18 protein-coding genes are annotated in these 22,366 nt (G+C 40.7%); 1 reads left to right on the forward strand and 17 read right to left on the reverse strand.

The window, feature by feature from the left end; genetic code table 11:
- From AC2EXB_RS14210 to AC2EXB_RS14265, 12 genes are all read right to left on the reverse strand, one after another.
- On the reverse strand, positions 1-1,149 hold the full coding sequence (locus tag AC2EXB_RS14210) for a glycosyltransferase family 4 protein (RefSeq protein WP_251475308.1): 1,149 nt from the start codon (positions 1,147-1,149) through the stop codon (positions 1-3).
- A 28-nt stretch (positions 1,150-1,177) separates the two neighbouring features.
- Positions 1,178-2,542 carry a hypothetical protein gene (locus AC2EXB_RS14215; RefSeq protein ID WP_483602067.1) on the reverse strand — a complete coding sequence of 455 codons (1,365 nt, stop codon included), beginning with the start codon at positions 2,540-2,542 and terminating at the stop codon, positions 1,178-1,180.
- A gap of 48 nt (positions 2,543-2,590) precedes the next feature.
- Entirely contained in the window at positions 2,591-3,547 is a 957-nt protein-coding gene (locus AC2EXB_RS14220) for a glycosyltransferase family 2 protein (RefSeq protein ID WP_235196897.1), read from the reverse strand.
- Between the two features lie 230 nt (positions 3,548-3,777).
- Entirely contained in the window at positions 3,778-4,851 is a 1,074-nt protein-coding gene (gene gmd / locus AC2EXB_RS14225; protein WP_235196898.1) for a GDP-mannose 4,6-dehydratase, read from the reverse strand.
- Positions 4,852-4,862: 11 nt separating this feature from the next.
- The gene (gene fcl, locus AC2EXB_RS14230) at positions 4,863-5,813 is read right to left on the reverse strand and encodes a GDP-L-fucose synthase (protein ID WP_235196899.1); all 951 of its coding nucleotides are present in this window, start codon (positions 5,811-5,813) and stop codon (positions 4,863-4,865) included.
- Between the two features lie 307 nt (positions 5,814-6,120).
- Positions 6,121-7,587, reverse strand: a complete 1,467-nt coding sequence (locus tag AC2EXB_RS14235) for an MOP flippase family protein (protein ID WP_235196900.1) — start codon at positions 7,585-7,587, stop codon at positions 6,121-6,123.
- 20 nt (positions 7,588-7,607) lie between these two features.
- The gene (locus AC2EXB_RS14240) at positions 7,608-9,716 is read right to left on the reverse strand and encodes a hypothetical protein (protein ID WP_483602068.1); all 2,109 of its coding nucleotides are present in this window, start codon (positions 9,714-9,716) and stop codon (positions 7,608-7,610) included.
- A 114-nt stretch (positions 9,717-9,830) separates the two neighbouring features.
- Complete coding sequence (gene rfbB / locus AC2EXB_RS14245; protein WP_483602069.1) at positions 9,831-10,847, reverse strand: dTDP-glucose 4,6-dehydratase; 1,017 nt, start codon at positions 10,845-10,847, stop codon at positions 9,831-9,833.
- Between the two features lie 17 nt (positions 10,848-10,864).
- On the reverse strand, positions 10,865-11,752 hold the full coding sequence (gene rfbA / locus AC2EXB_RS14250) for a glucose-1-phosphate thymidylyltransferase RfbA (protein ID WP_483602070.1): 888 nt from the start codon (positions 11,750-11,752) through the stop codon (positions 10,865-10,867).
- 17 nt (positions 11,753-11,769) lie between these two features.
- Positions 11,770-12,921: a DegT/DnrJ/EryC1/StrS family aminotransferase gene (locus AC2EXB_RS14255; protein ID WP_483602071.1), complete on the reverse strand. Its 1,152-nt coding sequence runs from the start codon at positions 12,919-12,921 to the stop codon at positions 11,770-11,772.
- A gap of 18 nt (positions 12,922-12,939) precedes the next feature.
- Entirely contained in the window at positions 12,940-14,433 is a 1,494-nt protein-coding gene (locus AC2EXB_RS14260) for a lipopolysaccharide biosynthesis protein (protein ID WP_483602072.1), read from the reverse strand.
- Between the two features lie 39 nt (positions 14,434-14,472).
- Entirely contained in the window at positions 14,473-15,438 is a 966-nt protein-coding gene (locus tag AC2EXB_RS14265; RefSeq protein WP_483602073.1) for a glycosyltransferase family 2 protein, read from the reverse strand.
- Positions 15,439-15,949: 511 nt separating this feature from the next.
- Between AC2EXB_RS14265 and AC2EXB_RS14270 the strand changes: the two genes are divergently transcribed.
- Positions 15,950-16,951, forward strand: a complete 1,002-nt coding sequence (locus AC2EXB_RS14270; protein ID WP_483602074.1) for a GNAT family N-acetyltransferase — start codon at positions 15,950-15,952, stop codon at positions 16,949-16,951.
- Between the two features lie 60 nt (positions 16,952-17,011).
- Here the strand turns inward: AC2EXB_RS14270 and AC2EXB_RS14275 are convergent, their stop codons facing one another.
- From AC2EXB_RS14275 to AC2EXB_RS14295, 5 genes are all read right to left on the reverse strand, one after another.
- Positions 17,012-17,986, reverse strand: coding sequence for a hypothetical protein (locus AC2EXB_RS14275; protein WP_483602075.1), 975 nt, complete (start codon positions 17,984-17,986; stop codon positions 17,012-17,014).
- Between the two features lie 52 nt (positions 17,987-18,038).
- Entirely contained in the window at positions 18,039-19,169 is a 1,131-nt protein-coding gene (locus AC2EXB_RS14280) for a right-handed parallel beta-helix repeat-containing protein (RefSeq protein ID WP_483602076.1), read from the reverse strand.
- A gap of 225 nt (positions 19,170-19,394) precedes the next feature.
- The gene (locus AC2EXB_RS14285; RefSeq protein WP_483602077.1) at positions 19,395-20,081 is read right to left on the reverse strand and encodes a CpsD/CapB family tyrosine-protein kinase; all 687 of its coding nucleotides are present in this window, start codon (positions 20,079-20,081) and stop codon (positions 19,395-19,397) included.
- On the reverse strand, positions 20,078-20,815 hold the full coding sequence (locus tag AC2EXB_RS14290; RefSeq protein ID WP_235196913.1) for a YveK family protein: 738 nt from the start codon (positions 20,813-20,815) through the stop codon (positions 20,078-20,080). Before AC2EXB_RS14290 ends, AC2EXB_RS14285 begins: the two co-directional genes overlap by 4 nt.
- An 87-nt stretch (positions 20,816-20,902) precedes the next feature.
- A complete protein-coding gene (locus AC2EXB_RS14295; RefSeq protein ID WP_483602078.1) occupies positions 20,903-22,105 on the reverse strand; it encodes a glycosyltransferase in 1,203 nt (400 codons plus the stop codon).
- Between the last annotated feature and the right edge of the window lie 261 nt (positions 22,106-22,366).

The raw sequence follows: 22,366 nt of genomic DNA on the forward strand, positions 1-22,366 counted from the left end.
CTATCCTAAAGAATTAACAGAGATTGGTGCTTCCTGATTATCGAAATCACTGAAAATGGCTATAAGCGAATCAGTATATTTGTCTTCTGTATAATATTCTTCGTAAATCTCCCGGCTGATTTTGCCAAGCAGCTTTCGCTCTTCTTCATTTACAGCTAACTGTTTAATCGCTTGTTTGATATCCGTCACTACAGGTTCGACTAAAATTCCGCAGTCTTCTATCAATTCAGCGATAATTCCACGATCCGACGATATAATCGGCAATCCCGCAGCCATGCCTTCGATAATGGACATCGGTTGGCCTTCCACTTTGTATTTTGTTGGCAGAGCCATCATATCGGCTTGAAGGAAAAACTGCTTTTTCTCTTCCCCGCGTTTCGTTCCATGATAGATAATTCGATCGGCCATTCCGTATTTATCAATAAACCGTTTCACTTCCTGGAATTCATTTTCACTTTGGATCGCTCCTACCAGATTCAATTCAAGGTCTAACCCTTCTCTGATCAAACCCACCACAGCATGGATCAATTCAACATACCCTTTTTCAGCCATTAAATTGCTCAAATACAAAATCGATACTCTGTCTTTCTTCCGATTAAAATCGATTTCACTTTTTCGGATGAAATTTTCAGGTATGCCGTTTGAAACCACTTCCACTCGTTTCACGAGATTTTTATAATTGGGAGCTAATTTCCCGCCTAAAACGATGCCAACATCCACTTTCTTCAAAGTATTTTCGATGAATTTCCGCAACCTACCGGAAGTCGCCTCAATTGTTCCGCCTAGATTATTGCCATGGAGATGGGTAACCACTCGATTCTTATGCGAAATTTTACAGAAACGGATGAACAGGCAATCGCGGATCAATCCCATTTTAGTTTGAGAAATCGAAATATAAAGGATGGCATTTTTATTAAACAGACTGAGAAAAGCAGTATATACAAGTTTCACTGAATCAAAAAGTAATTTATCAAATGCCAAACCCCCGGGATCTTCAAAATCCTTTCGGTTCAAATTCATTTTTTTTACATTATAGATTTCATGGAGCTTTTCTGCTTCATACAGTGATTGAAGAGCGATGCTTTCGCCTAAAATCGGAGGCGGCAGCGGCCCTACAAAAATTAAAGTTTTCTTTTTCATGTTCCCCATCCGGTTCACCTCTCCATTCCTAGGATCCCTATTTGAATTTCAATACCGGCTTTCCAGCCAAATCTTTTTCCAATGCATTGATCACCAAATAAATTAAGATAAAGACAGGTACAATGACAAGCATCGGCTTTATATAATAGATATATCCATACCAGAAAACACGTGCGATTGTGGTTACGATTAAGTAATAGCCGAGAGAAAACCCAAAATCTCCGAATAGTTTCCGGAGCAGTAATGCCGGGACAAACACCACAAGATACGTTAAAAACGGAGCTAGAATGACTCCCATCACTTGATAATTCAAGAAATACTCCCCGTATATGAACAAGCCATAATTGGTATGAATCGACTCCGCTACCAGATGTGCTGCCCCAGGACCTGCTTCCGACCCAAGAAACGAAGGCATTAATTGCGGAATATAACCGAGAAGCGTAGAAACTGTCCCATGATCATAGGTCACCTCAATGGCAGCAGCAGTGGAGTAAACCAAATCCTGGACTGTTGGATAATTCACTAAAACTGCAAATGAATCCAAAATGGCTGCTGCATCAAACACCAATCCGTTATGCCGCACAATCCCTAAATAAGAAAAGACCAAAAGCCCGATGGCAATGATGCTGAATTTCTTAAAATTAAAATTGGCCTTAAAAATCTTCCCTTTTTTCGTGTTCGTAATGATGACGTATAAAATCAGGATCAAGCCCAGAATATCCACCCGTGCATAATGAGAAAGCAGCCAAAAAGGCACAAACAACAAAGCAGCTTTTCGCAGCATACTTCCCTTAACCCCAATCAGGACAAAAAAGTAAGAAATGGCAACCACTGAATTCCAGGCATTTCCCGGCAGCAAGCTTGGCGAGAATTCATGGTAGGCCCGCCCCGGAAGATCCGGCAGATAAATGATGGCGGACGCAATCGCAACAGTGCTGAAGAACCAGGTAGACAATAAGCTATTCGAGTCCCTGAAAAAGAATTTTAAAATGATGGCATCATATTTCTTAAATGATTTATTATCAAGAACTAGTAAAAGCGACCAAATGAAGTAAAAAAATAATGCCCCAAAAGCTAAAATGTAAAAATGTTTTTCAATTAGCTGCGTTCGATCATTAAATAATGGCTGCACTTCGCCAGCAGGAGCAAATCCGAGAATGCTCAATATCGGCAGGAACAACAGCAAAAGTGAGAATGAAGCAAAACCGACTTTGAAGATGGCGACATCCATGACAAATTTAACGGCAAAAATTCCTAATATAATAAAATGAAACACATCTTCCGCATGGAATTGCTGGCCGATTTGCGCAAAATAATACAACATCGCTATTCCAGCAATGATATTGACTGCCACTTGAAAGATCCGCTCATTTTTATTGTCTGATTCACTGTAATTCACCATATGCTCATCCCTCTATCCTCATAATGCTCTTTGGTATTCGATTAAGTATTAAGTAGAAAGAATTTCAGAGAATTTATAGTTCTTTTTCGATTGTTTATACATGATTTCCAGGACTTTCAGCGGCAAGAAAGTAGAAAGATAATAGATGAACGCTTTTAACGAGCTATTCTTTTCAAATGCAGCTTCGAGCAACACTTTTCTGGCCAATTTAACCGCTTCTTTGTCGCAGCTGGTAATGCCCACTTTCAGCAATGTCTTAAAAATATTAATTGAAAATTTCTCGAAAACGCCGTTCCCTAATTCCTTCGCTAAGTTTTTATAAGCCTTAAAAATATATACTTGGCCGTTTAGTACCGCCGTATTATTCGTTGAAATGCGCTCTCCGGAATGCTGGAAAAACAGCACCATGGAATCTTTCACAAAATCAAAATTTGTAATCTGTGATAAACGGAGATATAAGTCCCAATCCTGGCAACTGGGTAAGGCGGATTCAAACCCGTTGATTTCATGAAGCAGCTCTGTTTTAACTAGAACTGAAGAAGTCGTGTCAATACAATTAGATTCCATGAGCATCGGCAAAATATTCCCACGGTAACGAGGAATAATTTCCTTAATGGTTTCGCGCTCATTGACCAATTTGACACCAGTGTATACTGCGCCGACTTCCGGATTGCTATTGAATATCGCCAGTTGTTTTTGTAATTTGTCCGGCAGCCATTGGTCATCTGAATCCAAAAATCCAATGTAATTTCCCTTAGCGTGCTTAATGCCGGTATTTCTGGCCTCAGAGCCGCCTCTATTGATCTGATGCCGAATGTATTTGATGCGTGGGTCATGCATTTCTTTCACAACCGCTTCTGTGTCATCTGTCGAGCAATCATCCACAATGATGATTTCTAAATTTTGATGGCCCTGATGCTGGAGGCTGTAAACAGCTTTCTTCAATAATTCAGAACGATTATAAGTGGGGATTACGACACTTACTTTTTCATTTGTTTTTCCCAATCGAGTCCACTCCTTAGCGTCTGTCTCCTCTTATATATTGAACATACAATTTTACAAATTTTTAATTGCACGCTTAACACTGATGCAGGATTAAGACAGAATCTGACTCGGCGGGAAGCCATACATATCTTGTCTATAATCTAATTTCTGAGTTGTACGAAAATACAGAATACTTATATGGATGAAAAAATATGCAGAGCCCCTCTCATCCGCAGCTCTGCATTTTTTCCTTAAAACTCTTTTGTGCTGTATGCTTCTTGCTTTTCTTTGCCTAATAAACGCAAATCGTTTTTAACCATAATCTCTACCAACTCTTCAAATGATGTAGCAGTGGGATTCCACTTCAACAGCCGTTTCGCTTTTGAAGGATCGCCCAATAATTGTTCCACTTCAGCCAAACGGAAGTAATCCGGATTCACTTCAACAATTACTTCTCCTGTACGCTTATTGATGCCTTTCTCTTCCGGCCCTTCGCCTTGCCATTCGATTTCTATTCCGGCATGAAGAAACGCTAGTGTCGCAAATTCACGGACCGTATGCATTTCTCCGGTCGCAATGACAAAATCTTCCGGCGTCTCGTGTTGCAGGATTAACCACATACATTCAACGTAATCTTTTGCATATCCCCAATCCCGGCGGGCATCCAAATTCCCAAGCGATAGCTTCTGCTGTTGTCCACTGGCAATTCGCGCTGCGGCCATGGTAATTTTACGTGTCACAAAAGTCTCTCCGCGGCGCTCTGATTCATGGTTGAAAAGAATGCCGTTCACGGCAAACATGCCATAAGATTCTCTGTAGTTTTTCGTTATCCAAAAGCCATACAATTTGGCGACCCCATATGGTGAACGCGGATAAAATGGCGTTGTTTCTTTTTGCGGCACCTCTTGGACTTTTCCGAACAGTTCTGAAGTGGATGCCTGGTAAATTCGGGTTTTATGCTGCAGTCCAAGAATTCGTACCGCTTCCAATATCCGTAGTGTGCCAATGCCATCTACATCCGCTGTATATTCCGGAGTTTCAAATGACACTTTCACATGAGACATGGCGGCCAAATTGTAAATTTCGTCTGGTTTGATCTCGCTGATCAACCGGATGACATTTGAGGTATCTGTCATATCCCCGTAATGGATAAAGAAATTCTCGCTGGTCTTCAGCTCTTCAATATAAAGGTGTTCTATTCTCTCTGTGTTAAAACTCGAGCTTCGCCGAATGATGCCATGAACTTCGTAGCCTTTCTCCAAAAGAAAATCCGCTAAAAACGATCCATCCTGTCCCGTAATCCCTGTTATCAATGCTTTTCTCATCGAATCCCCCATTATTTAACCGTAATAGTTTCTTTGCTGATATTTTCCAAGAACCACTCATAAGCTAATTTCAGCCCATGGTCCAATGAAGTTTCCGCTTTCCAGCCAAGGCTATGCAATTTGCTTACATCAACGAGCTTACGGGGAGTACCATCCGGTTTTGACGTATTGAATCTGATTTCCCCTTCATAGCCGGTAATGTCCTTAATCTTTTCGGCTAATTCTCTGATGGAAATATCTTTGCCTACACCGATGTTCACTAATTCACTTTTACTGTATGTGTTCATCAGATAGACAGCGGCATTGGCCAAATCATCTGAGTATAGAAACTCTCTTCTCGGCGTTCCCGTGCCCCATACTTCTACTGTTGGAGCAGAATTCACTTTCGCTTCATGGAATTTCCGGATTAACGCAGGCAGCACGTGGGAACTATTTAAATCAAAATTATCATTAGGGCCAAATAAATTGGTCGGCATAATCGAAATAAATTTAGTTCCATATTGCTTGTTATAGTACTCACACATTTTAATCCCTGCTATTTTCGCAATAGCATAGGGCTCATTGGTCGGCTCCAACTCTCCAGTCAATAAAGAATCTTCTCTCATTGGCTGAGGGGTGTATTTCGGATAAATGCATGTGCTTCCTAAGAAAAGCAGCTTTTTTACTCCGTTCTTATAGGACGCATCTATTACATTCGTTTGAATCATTAGATTGTCTCGAATAAAATCAGCTGGAAAATCGTTGTTTGCTACAATCCCCCCGACTTTTGCAGCAGCTAAAAATACATATTCCGGCTTTTCTAAGTTGAAGAATGCGTCAACTTGGCCGCGGTCTGTCAAATCCAATTCGCAATGAGTCCGTAAGACAAGATTATGATAGCCATTCTTCTTCAAATCTCTGACAATAGCCGATCCTACAAGACCCCGATGCCCTGCTACATAAATCTTTGATGACACATCCATTTAAACCCCATCCTTTTCTATGGTCTCTTAAGAGAATGCTCTCTTGCCTATTGCCAGAGAGCATATGCCGCTGAATAATTGCATATCGCTAAATCGGGCCCTTTTCACTCTTTAATATTCTTCCTGTATATCTGTACATATTTACCAATACTAAATGCTTATACTATACTTTATTTTTATCATTTTAGCATACTTTAGACTTAATAAAACAGATTATTTAGATTATTTTATAAATTTTACAGAATTTCTTTTCTATAACCAGTAATCTTCCAATTTCGCACTTATTTTTTAACTTCTAGAGGCAAATTCACACCGTCGCCTTTTGGATAAAGAAACTTTTTACTTCCAGCAGTAATTTTCGCTGGAAAATAATCATCATGAATCCATAGATCATCATTCCTGCACTAAAGCTAATAAGGATAATAGCTAAGTCATTGGTTTTCGCCAGGATGCTGATCAACCCATGGAGCAATAAAATCATCACTGCTGAATGAAAAATTGGAATAAAGATGGATTTCAATAATTCATTAAAGCTATTGCCGATAATCAGCCGGATTCTGCTGAAATAATTGACAAAGAACAGAACAAACCGCAATAAGCCCATGGCTAATGCGACCAATGCAATTTCTCCAGTCAGGCTTGAGAAATAAACAACGACCGGCACAATAAATAACAGCCCCAATTGCCAATAAAAACTCCAGCGCACCTTCCCTACTGCAGTAAATAGGCTTCCGCTCGGATTTCCTAAAGCACGGAATAAGGCATAGAAGCAGAGAATCTGGACAATGATTACGGCTTCCGTCCATTCTTTCCCTAAAAGAAGCGGCACAAGATAAGGCGCTAATACGATAAGACCGGAAAAAAATGGTGCATTTAACGTCATAATCAGCTGAATGATGAATAGATAAGCTTTTTGCAGCCGCTTTTGATCACTTTGAATTTTAGCGAAAACAGGAAATGATACACGCGTAATCATAGGATTTAATTTCTGGATAGGTTGCATGATCAAGTTCATTGCCATACTATAAATCCCAAGAATTTGAGGTCCCATTAAAATTCCGATAATAATTTGGTCGATTTTCGTATTGAAGTAATTCGCAGTCGTAGTCCCGAGACGATACAATCCGAACGTTATCAATTCCGTAATGTTTTTCCAAGAGAACACAAACAGTGGCCGGGTTTCTGGATTTTTAAAGCCTGAAAAGACCCACGGCACAGTCCGTACGAGCGAACTTGCAATATGGCCAAATACAAGAGACCACGCGCCCGATCCCATATAAGCTGCTAAGAAAATCGTGAGAGAAACCCCTATAAAAGAAGCGATGATTTCGTTCTTCGTAATTTGGCTGAATTCTAAATTTTTACTGGCTATCGTTTGGAATTGCAAACCAAACGGGATAATGAGAAAACTGATGCCGACCACCCGAATCATCCCTTTTAATTCAGTATGATCAAATAGGCTGGCGAGAAGCGGTGCAGCAAAGAATAAAATGATGAAGATTCCAAAACCCATGAAAATCGAAAACCAGTAAAGGCTCGATAATTGAATTTTACTGATTTTCGCCTTTTGGATGATTGCATCTGTCAGTCCCATATCCATATACATTTGGGCAAACTGAATGACGATTTGCACAAGCGCTAAAATCCCATAGACGGCAGGACCGAGAATGCGTCCTAGAACTACTAATTGGATAATCTGCAGGACACTTGTAATGAGCATTGATAATGAAGTGAGTTTCATGCTGTTGGCCACTTTCTTTTTTAAAGTCGACATCGCTTCAACTCACTCCAATCTCAATACAGGATTTTTTTCCAAAGATCTTTTCTGCTTTTCAAATCGATGCCATACGGGATGTCCGCCATAAAGTTATCGGGATATCCGATGAAATCAAACGACTCATCAATTGTTTTTGGTTTGTGATCGTATTTATACAAGAACTCAAAATCGATGATTCGCGGCCCCTCTTTGGTCATTAATATATTGCCAGGATGGAAATCGATCAATGCGAATCCTTTTTCATAAAAGAACCGGCTGATGCCCAAAATCTCTTCTTTGTATTTTTTCAACATCCACTTTTTCACTCGTTTGTTTTCAGCAATCCTCAGTGTATCCAACAATGGCACAATCAAATAATTGTCGCCGCTGTCGAGGAGTTTCGGAATAAATTCACATTCTTTGCTAAGCTCTCCATAAACATAAACTTCACGCTTTAAAAAACGTTCTTTTCCTGCTTGATAGGTTTTTTTGACTGCTTTTTTTCCTTGATATTCGATCACTTCCACTTTAGCCCGCCGCCGATTACCGGATAAATCTTTATAGACTTTCTCTTTTGTTACGTAAGCTTTGTCCCATTCAGTAATGGTACTTCGGACGTAAGCCATCGTTTCTGGAACGACCATATTGATATAATCCAATGCTTCAATTTCATCATCAGAACTATGGATCGGATTCGTCTTCTCTTCAGCTTCAAGATTTGAATTGATTTCTCTCCGGACTTCTTCCTTAAAGAGATAATGTTCGTTCGATACATGCGGATATTTCTTTTTGAATTTTTCCTTTAAAGGTTTGGGATGATAATCATACATGACAAGCAGTACTGCCGGATCTCCCCCATTTACTGGCCATGGTCCTTGCCCCCAATTGCCCCCGCGCAGCCTTTGAGATGCCTGCCTTTTTTGTTCGCGATTCAATTCAATGGCTTTCACCAGGTTTAATCCGCTTTTTTCCAGCCAATTGATGATAAAACCCGTCAGCCCCCTCTTATAAGCCCAATCCCTTATAACGAACACCATCACTTCTCCCGATTTTTCAAAGTCATCTGAAGAACGGATGATGGTCTCTTTCAACCAAGATGCATTTTCTTCCGGCAACTTTCGAATCGTATCGGTCGCCGGCGCCCACCCTGCTTCTCCTAACAAACGATGGAAATACATAAGATTAAGCTCTTTTAATTCCATGTTATTTTCCTTCGCTAACGCTTGTAAAATATTTAAATATTCATGATCGGCCAATTCTTGCCGGCCAAGGTCTCCGTCTCGAACCGGGATTCCGGATTTTATTCCTTTATGATAAACTGCGTGATAAAGAAGGCTTAGAAAGTAATGGCGCTTGTCCGGCACAAAAAAACGGCCTTTCCAAAGCGTTCTTTCTGCGAGGATTTTCTCAGCCAAATTTGGCGGGTAATAAGCCATATTCTTAAAGCTGCTTCCCGGCAAACCACTGACACTATAGAGGTCGAATGGCAGAATGCCTATTTTCTCATTTAATACTTGTTGTACTCTGAAAATGTCTTCGTCTGCTACTAAGAGATCGACATCTTCCTGAATATCGGAAAAGGGGATCTTATCAAACCATCTGAGGACAACATATCTCAATCGCTGTTCATTAAAGCGTTTGAAAAGTGAATCAAGCGGCGTTTCTGGAGATAGATAATAGCGCGCTTTCTTTTCTTTCTTGTATTTGCGTCTAAACAAAATGCCCCTGCTGACTGCTCCATTTTCTTCAGCGAACTCTTTAAAACTCATTTCCCATCTTCGTTTCCGGGCATATTTGTACGCCCATACTGCCAAAAAGCTGAAGTTATTCACCAAATGATTCGGTTTAAAGACAATCAGTTCTGCTGAAGAATTAAACGCTTTTTTAATGTCATCGAATCCTGCCTTGCCTAAAATCAGGACGTCCGCATTGTTTTTAAAAATGACATCATTGCTGTTTACGGGATATGCATATCCACTGAACGAATGGGAAATATCAGAGACCACCGCTAAATAATTATCATATCCAGCTGCAGCCAGCTCCATTTTCAGCTTATTGTCTTCCGCGTTATAATGCAGGATTTTCACTTTCCTCTTATCATCATTCAATTCCCTTAAATAATCACTGATGCGCATACTATTCTCCATTACTGCACCTCCCCACTTTTCATAAACAGCCGAAAAAAATCAAAACAGAAGAGCCTCATCCCAAATGTCCGCTAAAGGATGACGCCCCTTGAACCTATATGGCTTTCTTTTTCATTATTTGCTGATAGGCTGCAAATCCGGTTTTGGCTGGCGCTGCCGTTTCAGGATATGTTCCCACCAATCCTGGTTTTCCAAATACCATTGAATGGTTTGCTGAATGCCGCTGTCGAAACTATACGTCGGAATCCAGCCCAGCTTCTCTAATTTGGACGGGTCGATGGCATAACGGCGATCATGGCCAAGGCGGTCGGGTACATATTTGATCAATTCTTCGGATTTCCCTAGCCCTTTGAGAATCGTCTGCACCACTTCCAAATTGGATTGTTCATTATGGCCGCCGATATTATAGACTTCACCTAATTCTCCTTTATGGAGAACCAAGTCAATTGCTGAACAATGATCCGCCACATGCAGCCAATCCCGAATGTTTTTGCCATCTCCGTAAACCGGAACGGGTTGATCTTTCAAAACTTGAGAAATGGTCAATGGGATCAACTTTTCCGGAAAATGATAAGGACCGTAGTTATTGGAACAGCGCGTAATATTGACTGGCAAACCGAAGGTCTCGAAATACGAACGCACCAATAAATCGGATGAGGCTTTACTTGCACTATAAGGGCTATTCGGCTGAAGCGGCGTCTCTTCTGTGAAGAATGTAGAAGGATCAAAATCCAGCTCTCCATATACTTCATCTGTTGAAATATGAACAAACTTTTGGACTCCGATTCGTTTTGCAGCTTCCAACAGAATTTGTGTGCCTAATATATTCGTGCGGATAAATACTTCCGGTTCACGGATTGAACGGTCGACATGGCTTTCAGCTGCAAAATGGACAACATAATCAAACTTTTCCTTTTCAAAAAGCTTATGAATTTCCAAGCTTTTCGTTATATCTGTATGGACAAACGTATAATTGCTTTTCCCTTCAATTTCCCCATGCTTCGTCAAGTCTCCGGCATAAGTTAAGGCATCCAGATTAAAAATATGGTATTCAGGATATTTTCCCACCATATAATGAACGAAATTACCGCCGATAAACCCTGCTCCACCAGTTACTAATACTTTTTTCATCAGCAAGACCTCTATTCTCAATTGTTTAATTGAAAGGATTTTTCTGCAGCGATATCAATCAAATATTTTCCATAATCGGTTTTGATCAACGGCTCCGCCAATTCTACTAATTGCGTGCGGGAAATATAGCCTCGGCGGTAGGCGATCTCTTCGATGCAAGATACGTATAACCCTTGTCTTTTTTGAATGGCTTCGACAAAATTAGCCGCCTGCAGCAATGCTTCATGAGTTCCTGTATCCAACCAGGCAAGGCCGCGTCCCATCAGGTTGACCGTCAACTCTCCGCATTGCAGATAGACATCTATAATAGAAGTAATTTCCAATTCTCCGCGTTCTGAAGGATGAATGTTCTTAGCGATTTCAATCACCTGATTATCAAAGAAATACAAGCCTGGAACTGCGAAAGAAGATTTTGGTTCTTTCGGTTTTTCTTCAATCGAAAGGACCTTATTGTCATCCCCGACTTCTACTACGCCATACGCTCTCGGATCAGCGACATGGCAGCCAAAAATGATGCAGCCATGCTCAAGTTCAGCCGATTCGATCAACCGGCTTCCAAAATCGGATCCGTAGAAAATGTTGTCACCCAGCACCAATGCGACGGGAGAGTCGCCGATAAAACTTTCCCCAATGGTAAATGCTTCAGCTAACCCTTTCGGCTCTTCTTGAATAGCATATTCCAATTTAATCCCTAATTTTTGTCCATTGCCAAGAAGGCTCAAAAAACCGGCCACGTCCCGTGGAGTCGAAATGATCAAAATTTCTTTGATGCCCGCAAGCATCAACACCGAAAGCGGATAATAAATCATCGGTTTGTCATAAACCGGCAGCATCTGTTTCGAAATGGATTTCGTTAATGGATAAAGGCGCGTTCCAGATCCTCCTGCTAAAATGATCCCTTTCATAACCAATCCCTCTTTTCTTAGATTCGAGTCAAGGCCTTCAAACTTTGTTGAAGGTCTTTAATCAATTGGCAGATTTGATTTACCGCTTCTATCGGCAAGTTACCGTAATACGGCATGGATAAGACTTGTTTCACTGCTTTTTGTGCAACTGGCAAGTTTTCCGGTTTCGCAGATTCAAGCTGTCGATACCAGTCAAAATCACTGCATAGCGGATAAAAGTACTTGCGGGTGAAGACATTGTATTTCTCCAATTCTTGATGCAGCCAGTCCCTCGAACTGCCGAATTCCTGTTCATCCACTTCAATGACGAAATACTGGTAACTGCTCGATTCCCCTTCTAGCACGGTAATCGGACGGATGCCTGGAACTTCTGAGAAATGCCCTTCATAGGCTTTTTTCAATTGATGCCTTTTTAGGCGCTCTTCTTCTACGAGCTTCAGCACTTCGATTCCGATGCCCGCCTGGACTTCGTTCATTTTAGCGTTCAAGCCTGAAAGCACCACTTCTTCTGCATTCAGGATTCCGAAGTTTTTCAAGAGATTCAATCTCTGGAGCACTTCTTCGTCTTTAACTGCTAAAGCGCCGCCTTCGATGGTATTAAATAATTTGGTTGCATGGAAACTGAACATCGTCATATCTCCGTAATCACTGATCGGCCGCTCATGCAGTTTCGCACCAAAAACATGGGCCCCATCATAGATGACTTTCAATTTATGTTTTCTGGCAATCTTCTCAATCTGATCTACATCACATGGATTTCCAAAAACATGGACCGCTAAAATAGCGGAGGTTTTTTCCGTGATTAACGCTTCTATTTTAGAAGCATCGATGTTTAAAGTGATGGGATCGATATCACAAAAAACAGGCGTCAGTCCGTTCCAGTCCAATGCCTGGACGGTGGCTGGAAATGTAAAAGGCGTCGTAATGACTTCGCCAGTCAGATCAAGCGCTTTTATGCCAAGCAGCAAAGCCAGTGTCCCGTTGTTGAACAGGGAGAGGTTCGGCGCTTGCAAATAGGCTTCTAATTGCTTAGTCAATTCTTTATGCTGATTCCCGTTATTCGTAATCTGGCCGCTTTCCCAGATTTCACTGATCTTATTTGTGACGTCTTCCACCTTCGGCATTAATGGACTGGTAATAAATATCGGATTTTCAAATGGATTTGTCATATTCTTCGTCCCCCGAGATCATACTTTTTTTATATCGTTTGATTTGGAAAAGCTGATTTTCTTCAACATCGGTTTAAGCAAATCAAAGATAATATTCAATTCCTTGATTCTTATAAGCTTGCTGATTGTAATGTATAGGATGATGCCTAAACTGACTTGGAACAGCAATTTCAACAATTTGCTTTCAAACAGGTATTCGCCGCCCATATAGACAGCGAGCCCCATCGCAAGAGAAATGAGATACATCGGCAATAAGTCTTTCACCTGCTCTTTAATGGAGTAGGAAATTTCACGGGCAGAAAAGTAAGTATTGAAATACAAAGCGACGTAAGAATCAAGGACAATGACGCCGACAAGCCCCATGATGCCAAGTTTCAACCAAATTGCTAAAAAGATGAGCAGAGACAAGACCACCATTTTGGCAATTTCCAAGTACAGGAACAAATCAGAGCGGCCCCGCACTTGGAGGATATTTAAATTCAAGGCATGGATGGGGTAAAGCATTCCGGCAATGCACAGCAATTGAAAATAGGCCACCATCCCTGCCCATTGCTCTCCCAGCACTAAATGGATGAGGGGCTCCGCTATGGCAGCGATTCCTGCCATGACCGGAAAAATAATAAACCCGGATAATTTAATGATTTTACGGAAAGCTTGTTTGATCCGATTCTCATCATCTTGAAGGCTGCTGAGCACTGGATACGTCACACGCTGCAATGTAGCTGTCAAAGTTTGTGCAGCAACATCGCTGAATTTGGAGGCGTTCGTATAGTATCCAAGGCTTCTCGCCGAATATTGCTTCCCGATGATCAAGAAGAAAATATTCGTATAAATTGTATCGATCAAACCTGAGACCAATAATTTCCAACCGAATCCGAATAAGCGTTTAAAGGAACTCCAGCTAAATACAAATGACGGCAGCCACTTTCTTGACAGGGACAAAAATAGCGATTGCACTGCATTCATCGTCAATTGCCGGATGACCAAGCTCCAAACCCCTAACCCTGCAAAAGCTGCTCCAACAGCAAAAACTCCTGACAAGATGCTTGCCGTTAAATTCACTTTTGCTTGGACTTTGAAATTCACTTCTTTCGTGAACATTGCTCTTGGAATAATGCCAAAAGAATTGATGATCACCCCAATCGAAAGCACCCGGATCAGCATGGTCAAATCAGGCTGGCTATAAAAAGAGCTGATGGCCGGCGCTGTCAAATAGAGGAGACTATAGATAAAAAATGAAACAGCAATATTGAAATAGAAGACCGTGGAATAATCCGTTTGAGTCACTTTCTGCTCACGAATCAGTGCTTGGGTAAATCCACTGTCTGTAATGGAATTGGAAATGGCTATAAAAATCAAAATCATGCCAATTAGTCCAAAATCTTCTGGAAGCAACATTCTGGCCAGTACGACTTGAATGATAAACTGCCCACCTTGGTTCCCAACCAAGTCACCAAAGCTCCAAAGCAATCCGCTTATTGTCTTTTTCTTTAAGGAATTCTGCTTTTCCATAAGCTGGCTCCAATCAAAATAAGGTAGTTTCACTCTTTTTTACGTAATCAGTTTCCATTTCACTGCTTTTAATACGCGGGCAATACGTGGAAATGAGTGCTTCACTTTCAAAGCCGCGATTCTTTTCAATCCTAATTCTTTGTACAGCTCGCTATATTCCGGTTTTTTCGCTTCTTCTTTTTCTCCCATTTCAATCAAGAGGCAAAGATGGTTTTTCTTCTTCGTGCGGTTGATCACCGCATCGTACTGAAAATGTGTGTACGCATTGATTTCATCCAGCATTGCTGCAATGTCATAGACATGCTGCGTCTTTTTGCTCAAAGTGCCTAATTCCCTGTCTGTCCAGGAACCATTCACACCAATGCGGTAGGCTGACATGATTTCATCTATATAATAGACATTGCCTTTGAGGGCAGCGTAAATCACTAAAGGATAATCGCCAACTACAGCATTCAAGTAAAACGCCGGCATTTCGCCTACCTTTTCACGGGCAATCATAATCGAATTGGTAGCAACAAAATCTCCTCCGCCTTCAATCAATTCTTCAATCGTGAAAATTCTGCTTTCTGCACTCGGCCGCACTTTTGCAACCACCTTTTTCCGGCTGGAAGATACTTTGTAAGCCCCATGCACACACATGCTGCACTCTGGATGAGCTTCCATATAATCCACTTGCTTTTGAAGTTTGAGTGGATCCGTCCAGTAATCATCGCCTTCACACGTAGCTGTGTATTTCCCACTAGCCCTGCTGCTGTTGATCAGCTCTACACTGACCCCTTTTGAATATTGATTTTCTACTTGGTAGATGGGTTTTATAATATCTGGGTATTTTCTTTCATACTCTTTGATAATTTCTGCTGTCCGGTCAGTTGAAGCATCATCATGAATAAGGATTTCAAATGAAAAATCGGTTTTTTGCATAAGAAAGCTTTCAAGTGCATCCGCTATATATTTTTCATGATTATAGGCTTCACAGGTAATGCTCACCATCATCTCTTTTTCCATCCTTATATGGCTCCTCTTCAATTAAATTCTTCTATTTCAAGAGATCGCTTCCATCAGTCCACTCTCGTTCAGGCAATTACATCTAAAGTTTTATCAGTCTTCCTTTCATCAGAAACCCAATAACCAATAATGAGAGCCATTAGTAACGGGTTTGTTAAAATAATCCTTTTAGTTCGAAATAATACTAATACTTTCTACTTAAGTGATTCTATTTAATTTTCATTCTATCACAGAATGCACCATAAGTAACAGATTATTTAGATTATTTTATTTATTTAGAAAATATAAATTGTATTAATCTTGTAATTTAAATCTATATAACCAACTCTATAAAAATATTTCACTCTATATTATTCCGAATAAATAGTTTTCTTATTCACTTTTCCATTTGTTGTTGATATAATTAAATTCATGATTCCCTGATTCAGGAATTTTTAGGAGTCTGTTGGTTTTGTTTGATCCGATTTGTCTAAAATATATTCTTATAAAACAAAGGGAGGTGCATTAATTAGTGGATGTATACTATAAGAAAAATTATGGGCTCTTGTATGAGCAAATTGAAAACGGCAAATGTGAAATTTTTGTTTTTCAAAGTTCATGTGGCTCTGTGAGGCATCTGTTTATCAAGAAAAAAATTCCTTATTTACTAAACGGCATTCAATTTTATGATATTTTTTCTCCTTATGGCTACGGAGGACCACTCATCACTTCATGCAAAGAAGGAAAAAGAAACGTGCTCGCAAAAGAGTTTGAAGCAGCATTCTCCGCATACTGCAAAGAGCAGCAAATCGTCTGCGAGTTTGTACGGTTCCATCCTCTCTTCTCCAATGCCCAGGATTTTTCAGCCTGCTATGAACTTTCTTTTAAAAGTTTCACTACTGGCACGGCATTAGCCCCTTATACCGATCCAATCCAACATGAATTTTCAAAATCCACTAGAAAAACGATTCGTAAAGCATTAAAGGCCGGCGTTACCTATCGAATCACAAAAAAACCAGAAAGCTTGGCACCATTCCGCACGATGTACGTGGAGACGATGAAAAGAATTGGCGCCGACGATATCTACTTCTTTGATGACATCTACTTTTCAAACTGCTTGGCTTACTTCGGTGACAATATCATTTTGGTCGAAGCCATATACGAAGAAAAAACGATTGGCATGGAACTCCATTTTCACTACAATAAGTGGATCCATACGCACCTCTCGGCTACCAAAGAAGAATTTCATCATCTGTCTCCCGTTTATATCATGACCTATGCAATCACAGAATGGGGCAAATCGAATGGCGCCGAGCTGATTCACTCAGGAGGCGGCAGAACAAGTGAACCGGACGACAAACTTTACCTCTTCAAGAAAAAATTTGGACAGAACACACAGTTTGAATACTATACCGGCTCGAAAATTTGGAATGTGGAAGTATATGAACAGCTATGCGAAAAAAGCGGCATTTTAATGGAAAGTGATTTTTTTCCTGCATATCGCAACCCTGTCGAAACACCTTCGAGAGTCTAATCCTGTTAGCAAAAGCCAAGAAAGCTGCCGAATCCATAATGGCTGGCAACTTTCTTGGCTTCATCTTTTGATGGCTATATAATTATTCAGCGCTTCTTTCAATAGGCCGGCCATATACTCCATATCTTCCAGGCTATAGCGTTGATCACATGGAAGCGGTAGGATATTGGCCGTATAGCGATTCTCAATAGAAGTTTCTTCGGTATCAGCCAAAACATTCGGCCAAAGCGTAGGGATATAAATTTTCTGTCCAGCTAAAAGCTTTCTGATTTCAGGTCCGTTTTCGCAGTAAAATGGATAGGCAAAAGCACCTTCTGGAGAAAAAACATTTAAAGGATTCAATAGGCGAAGCTCATTTGCTAAATAACTGAAATTGCGGCTGCGGACCTCTTTCGCTTTTTCATAATCAATAGCACCCATAATATTATGCGTTAGCTTAGACATGTGTTTCAGCGGCTCCAAATCAAATAATTCATTGACTTCATGGTATTCCTTATAATAATCCGATGCCTTCCCTTCAAACCGCCCCAATAAATACGGATAACGGTCTTTGGAAATATCCACTGCCAATTCTTCATCCAATACCGCATCCGTAGAAAGATAGGCGCCGTCCGGTACCCCAAAAAATTTTCGGCAGGAATAAATTGTATCGATTCCTTGCAGCGGCGGCTGAAAAAACGCATGGGTATTGTCGACAATAAGCGAGCCATACAAAGATTCGAATTTCTTAATCGTGTCATTTGAATGCTGGCCGTAATGATTGACGAGATAAAGGTAAGCCCCGTTTTCCAGTCTATGATCGATTTTCGGCTTAAAATCCTCATCGATATGGTAATAGCCGAAATCATAGCTGTAATTCTGCAAGGTATCCCGTATGCAATCGCATAAATAATAAGGGATGTATATTTTTTTAATCGCTCTTGCTTTCATTACATATAACAGAGCATTCCGCGCACTATTTAATGCGATTAAATCCGGATAAAATTCCTGCCCCGCTAAATTCTCAAGTTCAAAATATCCCCCGATTTCCTTCACATCAACACCCCTTCGATACTTTATCTATTCCGCTTTAAAACTTAGCTCGAGGCTATTCTACATAAGAATTTTGCTTTTCATATTTGGCAAACATTTTCGGATCTGTGATGATCAAATTCCCTTTGTTTACCGTGTTCCCCGTAATGACATGCCCTTCCCCAATGTCTACAAAAATCCCGAAATGCGAATTGTCCCTCGGATTCGTCGCAAAATTATTGGTGATGACAATATCATGGCTTGGCGTCAAAAGATTTTCTCCGCCGTCTCCTGGCCGAATCGCAATATTGTATTCATTATCAAAAACATTATTGGATGTGATAATATTCGATTCAGCGCCATTTTTAATATCAATGCCATAATAAAATCCGCTGACGGTATTGTTTTCAATGCGGCTATTCTTTTCGCTCTCTACGGTAATCCCTTGTTCAATCGTATGGTCTGGACGGTCTTCCGTAACTACACAATTAACTACGGTATTGTTTTCCCCCACCCCGTATAAAGAAAGATGCCCGTCGCTCGAATTCCGGACAACACAGGAATCGATGATGTTATTGTTGGACGAAAAATTGATGATGCCGGAGCCATAATTGTATTCTGATGTGACGTTTCGGATTAAATTATTATCCGCATCATGCAGATGGATTCCCTGGGAGTGGTTTTTTGTATACATGTTTTCAATCGAACTATTTTGCGTTTCATGCAAGAGCACAGCAATATTGGAAGTCAATTCAGCATCAACCGGAAATTTGTCCCCGATGAGCGAGCCGCCCTTCAAATGAACATCTGCCGTATCATGAATCCAAAATATTCCGTAGCGTCCGTCGGTTTCCGTTTTAATGGTCACTTCATCCATTTCAATAGTGATTGGATTGGTGATTTCAAGCGCAAAATGACTTTCTCCATATCCGGTGACCGCCTTCAGATTCGGGTTTCGGCTTACTTTATAGATGCCATCCGGCAATTTCAGGGTTCCTCCAGCAGGCACTTCATTAATGGCTGCTTGCAGCGCAGCGGTATCATCCGCTATGCCATCTCCTACCAAACCGTTCTTATCCTCTAACATTTTTTCATCCTCTGGTTCCATCGCAACTTCAGATCTATTCAAATTCATATACAAGAGATAACTGATTCCAGCGATTCCAAGAAAAACGACCATCCACCTTAACCATTTTGCATTATCCAATTAAATCCTCCTTTGGCTATTTAAAAATAAAGTTCTTTGAAACGATTGCCAGGTTGTTTTAGGAGAATTCACACGCCTCTCTTTAGAGATATCATTTTATTAATATTATCAGAGAAATACACAAATTAATAGTTATTATTAGAATTTTCTAATATCTAAAGACAATAGAAAAGCCGTTTGCTAAAGGAGGTGGATTTCCTTCCAGCTGCGGCTTCGCCAAAGTCTTTAATAGTGGTAGTAGTATGTTTCTTTTGTCGGCGTAAAGTTATTGAGGACGATTCCCAAAAGCTTACTGCTGGTCAGTTCAATCATCTCCTTCGCTTTTAACGCCCCACGTTTTTCAGTGGTGCCTGAATTGATGATCAACACGGTTCCTTCACAATGATCCGCTATCAATTTCCCATCAGCTACTGATAAAATCGGCGGCGAATCGAAGATGACCAAATCATAGGATTTTCCTAAATGTTGGATCAGGTGAGCCATTGTCTCTGAAGCTAACAATTCAGCCGGATTGGGAGGAATCGGTCCGCAAGTCAATAAATGAAGCCCGCTGATCGGCCCTTTTTTAATCGCGGCTTCTACTGGCAAGCGGCGAGTCAATACACTCGACAATCCGACCGTGTTGCGGATTTCAAAAGTGTGGTGCATCGTCGGTTTTCTCATATCGCCATCAATTAGAAGAACTTTCTTTCCTTCTTGTGCAAAGACGACGGCCAAGTTAGCCGCAGCAGTCGACTTCCCTTCTGCAGGAGCTGCAGAAGTAATCGCAAGCGACCGGATTTCTTTATCAGCCATTGAAAAATTAATATTCGTTCTGACATTCCGGAATTGTTCCGAAACGAAACTTTTCGGTGTTGTATAAGCAACTAATTTTCTTCCGGTACGATCTATTTTCCGTTTCGTTTTACTCATGTTCTGAACGCCTCCTTCTCTTTAAGCGACACTTGCTCAATCTTGCGGATTTTGTGATTCTCATTCATCGGCGACACTACACCAAGTATTGGGAGACCGAGCAACTCCTCGACATCTTCTTCACTTTTTACCGTGGTGTCTAAAAATGCCAGCAAGAAGGCGATGCCCACTCCAAGTACAAGCCCGCCTGCAGCAGCTGCTGCAATATTCATCACCAAATTGGGCTCAACCGGTTCCGGGTTTTCACTCAATGTTGCTGTTGAAAGAATATTGACATTGTCCACATTCATCAATTCTTCAATTTCTGCCTGGAAAACCGTTGCAATCATATTCGCGATTTTGACTGCTTCGGCCGCATTTTCATCTCTCACGGAAATATCGATAACTTGAGACTCGGACGCTGAATTCACGGTTATTTTATTTGTCAGCTCTTCCGCTGTTGCCGTTAAATTCAAGCGTTCGATTACTTGATCGAGTATAAAAGGTGTTTTAATGATGACACTGTACGTATTGATCAATTGAAGATTCGTTTGAATGTCTGTATTCGTAATAGGCATCGTTTCACTTTGCTCTGAGTTGATCAGAATCTGGGTGGAAGTCTGGTAAATAGGCGTCACTAAGTAAACAGTCGCCGCTCCAGCCAATACAGCGGCTAAAATGACCAGACTGACAATCATTAAAATCCTCTTTTTAATAATTCCATATACCGTCCGCAAATTTATTTCTTCAATCATTTCGCTGTCCCCTTTGCTCCGAATTTTCTTTTACACTGATTTCAATAGGCCCATAGAACCTGAAAATATTTATTACGTTAATTAAATCTAATAATTCAGATTATTTAAGATCTTAAATTCCTCCTCATATAACGGATCTTTTGCCAGATGGACCATTAATGAGAGCTTCTCTTCCCAATCTTGTTTTTTCGCAACTATTTGCCTTTCTTGAATCAGGCTATCAGAATTTCTAAATTTAATGCTTTTTAGGCATTCTGAGATGAACTCCAAATCGCTTTTCGCATAGGAATAGACGCCGGATTGCTGATACTTTTCTGTAGTGGGCACGCCGATGCCGACTACCGGTATTCCAGCTGCTAAGTATTCGAACATTTTCAATGGACTGACTGCTTGATTGTATTCAATTTTTTTATAGGGAAGCACCCCAACATCCAGCGCCTTCATATACCGCGGAACGTTTTCATATTTTACGCCGCCCAAGCTATGAACATTCTTCAATGCCAGCAGCTTATCGAGCGATTCATTTTTTTCTTTTGCTACAGGACCGACGAGTATCAGTTGGACAGAAGGTGCTGTTATAGCTAGTTTATAGAGAAGCTCAAAATCGAGTTTACTTTTAATGCCGCCTATAAAACCGAGCCGCGGCGAGGGAATGTTCTTCAATTCAGCTATTGGCGCATTTGCAAAATCATTGTACTCGACTCCATTTTCAATGATTACAGCTGGTTGGCCGGTGATACGCTCAATTTTATCACCTAGAAATTGCGAACTCGCGAAGCGGACCACGCTGCTTTTCGCAACTCTTCTCTCTGAAAGCTGAATCATTTTCTTTAAGATAGCTGGTTTTACCCGTTTCAAGCCGCTCGGCTGTACCCAAGTACTCCCCCAGGAATCACTGCAGTCATAAACAATGCGATCCCATTTTGCAGCTGCTGCTAAATCGCTGAATCCCGGATAAGTGAACCAAAGAATCCGCTTTTCTCCTTCGCTGACTTCTTTTACGATTTTCTTGAAAATGGAAAGTGTCATTCCGCTTTGAAGATTGACGATATTCTTGTAATCATTGATTTTCAGCTCTACGAGTTTTTCTGACTGATCCACTCTTCTCCAACGTTTTTCCTTCCTGAATAGTTCTCCTTTGTTGCCCGTTTCGATAGGAGAAATCCAAAAGACCTTTCCCGTATCTGGATGCTGCAACAGTTTTTCTACGAGCCGGTGCCTTCTATACTTTAATGCGTCATCTCCAATACCAGACGGCGCTACCACAAAATGATCAATTCGCATCTTCATCACTCCACTCCCCATTGCTTAGGTGAAAAAAAAGACTGCTTCTACAAATGATTTGGTTCATTATAATCAAAATACAGTTGAATGGACATAGGTTTCATAGTTAATAAAATCATTATAATACGAATTTAACTGAAATACCTAATAATTCTGAAAATATTTGAAATAATTTTTCTTTTAATAGTTAGAAGGACTGAAATTGCTTAATACTAAAGGAGCAAGAGAAGATTTCAAGAAAAAACAGCCTGCCCCTTTCAAAGGGTA

Source organism: Planococcus alkaliphilus (genome assembly GCF_057031095.1).

Coding starts and splice junctions, on each gene's coding strand:
- rfbA (WP_483602070.1), bottom strand. CDS start 11,752: ATGAAAGGGATCATTTTAGCAGGAGGATCTGGAACGCGCCTTTATCCA.
- gmd (WP_235196898.1), bottom strand. CDS start 4,851: ATGAGAAAAGCATTGATAACAGGGATTACGGGACAGGATGGATCGTTT.
- AC2EXB_RS14210 (WP_251475308.1), bottom strand. CDS start 1,149: ATGGGGAACATGAAAAAGAAAACTTTAATTTTTGTAGGGCCGCTGCCG.
- AC2EXB_RS14235 (WP_235196900.1), bottom strand. CDS start 7,587: ATGTCGACTTTAAAAAAGAAAGTGGCCAACAGCATGAAACTCACTTCA.
- AC2EXB_RS14255 (WP_483602071.1), bottom strand. CDS start 12,921: ATGACAAATCCATTTGAAAATCCGATATTTATTACCAGTCCATTAATG.
- fcl (WP_235196899.1), bottom strand. CDS start 5,813: ATGGATGTGTCATCAAAGATTTATGTAGCAGGGCATCGGGGTCTTGTA.
- AC2EXB_RS14265 (WP_483602073.1), bottom strand. CDS start 15,438: ATGGAAAAAGAGATGATGGTGAGCATTACCTGTGAAGCCTATAATCAT.
- AC2EXB_RS14285 (WP_483602077.1), bottom strand. CDS start 20,081: ATGAGTAAAACGAAACGGAAAATAGATCGTACCGGAAGAAAATTAGTT.
- rfbB (WP_483602069.1), bottom strand. CDS start 10,847: ATGAAAAAAGTATTAGTAACTGGTGGAGCAGGGTTTATCGGCGGTAAT.
- AC2EXB_RS14260 (WP_483602072.1), bottom strand. CDS start 14,433: ATGGAAAAGCAGAATTCCTTAAAGAAAAAGACAATAAGCGGATTGCTT.
- AC2EXB_RS14240 (WP_483602068.1), bottom strand. CDS start 9,716: ATGGAGAATAGTATGCGCATCAGTGATTATTTAAGGGAATTGAATGAT.
- AC2EXB_RS14290 (WP_235196913.1), bottom strand. CDS start 20,815: ATGATTGAAGAAATAAATTTGCGGACGGTATATGGAATTATTAAAAAG.
- AC2EXB_RS14215 (WP_483602067.1), bottom strand. CDS start 2,542: ATGGTGAATTACAGTGAATCAGACAATAAAAATGAGCGGATCTTTCAA.
- AC2EXB_RS14295 (WP_483602078.1), bottom strand. CDS start 22,105: ATGAAGATGCGAATTGATCATTTTGTGGTAGCGCCGTCTGGTATTGGA.